Origin of the sequence: Daejeonella sp., assembly GCF_049655485.1 — a bacterium.
Classification (GTDB): domain Bacteria; phylum Bacteroidota; class Bacteroidia; order Sphingobacteriales; family Sphingobacteriaceae; genus Daejeonella.
Map to the genome: position 1 here is coordinate 1 of NZ_JBASJU010000023.1, position 1,779 is coordinate 1,779.

Sequence of the window (1,779 nt, forward strand, 5' to 3'; positions counted from 1 at the left end):
CACCACATCCACGGCACATAAGGCCTTTGTCTGATTTCAGAAGCGTTTCATTAGCAGGCTCCAAAGAGTTATCTTTTTCACATGCGGTTAAAAAAACGCTTCCTAATACTGCGAGAGCTAACAATACTTTTTTCATAATTTTTTGGTTTTGGTTAAATTGTCCTGATAAACTGGTTTAATTAAAAAGGATTTAAGTGTAAATTAATTTATTAAGGTTTCATACTAATTGTCTAAATTTATTCAAACTTACATCGGGTTAGGGAATGAAACTGTTTAACATTATATTATCAATCACTTTCGTGAGCCTTAATGCGTATTCCCAGTATTCTACGAAACGCTCTAACAATAATACAACAAATTCTGACACTTCCAAAGTTATTAAACTTAATAATCAAGCCTTTAAGTCAAGATTCAAAAATCCTGACGTAACATTAGCCCAAGCCAACAAAGCATTAGAGTTATCGTTAAAGTTAAATTATCTAAATGGAATTGCAGAATCATATCGTGTAATCGGTATTGGAAATAGCTACAAGAATTTTATTGACATTTCGATAGAAAACTATATGAATGCTTCCTCTTATTTTAAAAAAGCAGGGAATTTAGAAGGGGAAGCAAAAGTTTATAACAATATAGGAAATCTTTATCGGGATGTTGACTCTCAAAAATCGCTTGAAAATTTCTATAAGAGCCTTAAGATCGCAAAAGAATTAGGCAGCGAAGAACTTATAGCTGGGCTTTACCTCAATATTGGAACAGGAAATCAAAAACTTAAAAATTACCCTAAAGCACTATCTTATTATAAACTCAGTCTGTCGATGTTCAAAAACCTGGACAACGAACTAGGTATCATCCAAAGCTTGCAAAATCTAGGTGTTTTATATCTCAATTCAAGAAATTATCCCAAAGCAGAAGAAAACCTGGTTGAAGCCCTAAGGATGGCAAAAGAAGAGAATCTAATTAATCCTGCGGCATCTATTAACCTGACTCTTAGTTCTCTGCATATTGCAAAAGGGAATTATGAGGAAGCTGAACGTTCCATAAAAGAAGGTATGGCTTACACCAAAACACTTAATGACGAAAAACTGGAGTACAATTATACCCTCACCTATTACGAACTTGAAAACAAGCGAAAAAATTATTTTGCTGCTCTTGGTTATTTACGGCGGGCATTCAAGCAGGACAGTGCCCGGTATGCGAACAACATTTCAGATAAAATCAGCCTGCTCGAGTCGCAGCACATACAATTGGCCAAGCAAAAAGAAAGCGAATTAATTATAGAACGGCAAAAATACACTCAAACTCTTTTTGTAGCGAGTAGTGTGGTTGCTTTACTTGCTTTCTTTGTCATTTTTCTATTGATTAAGAATGTCAAAAAATCTGCCCAAACCAATTTGGAATTAACGCGCCTGAACCAGGAAGTTTCCAAGCAAAAAGATGTACTCGATCAGACAAATCAAAATCTGGAGGAACTTATCGAAGTGCGTACAATTGACCTTAAGAAAAAAAACAAGAAACTTTCCGAATATTCCTCCCACCTTTCACATCAGCTCAGGAGCCCGGTGGCGACACTGAAGGGATTGATGCTTTTGGATGGTGGGAACCTCATAGACAAGGATGAACTTGTAGAACAGATAGGAAAGTGCGTCAATGATCTGGATGATCAAATCATCAACATCAACGAGAACCTGAACAATCCGAGTCGCTCCAGTTTATTTAATGAAGATTACGCAGACTAATTTTTCTCCACAATTTACAATTCATACAGCCCTCTCAGGGATT

General features: G+C 36.0%; 1 protein-coding gene. It reads left to right on the top strand.

All coding sequences use genetic code 11. From position 1 onward, the window contains the following. The first annotated feature begins 263 nt into the window (after positions 1 to 263). Positions 264 to 1,736 carry a tetratricopeptide repeat protein gene (locus tag WBJ10_RS01200; protein WP_424287732.1) on the top strand — a complete coding sequence of 491 codons (1,473 nt, stop codon included), beginning with the start codon at positions 264 to 266 and terminating at the stop codon, positions 1,734 to 1,736. Positions 1,737 to 1,779: the final 43 nt, after the last annotated feature.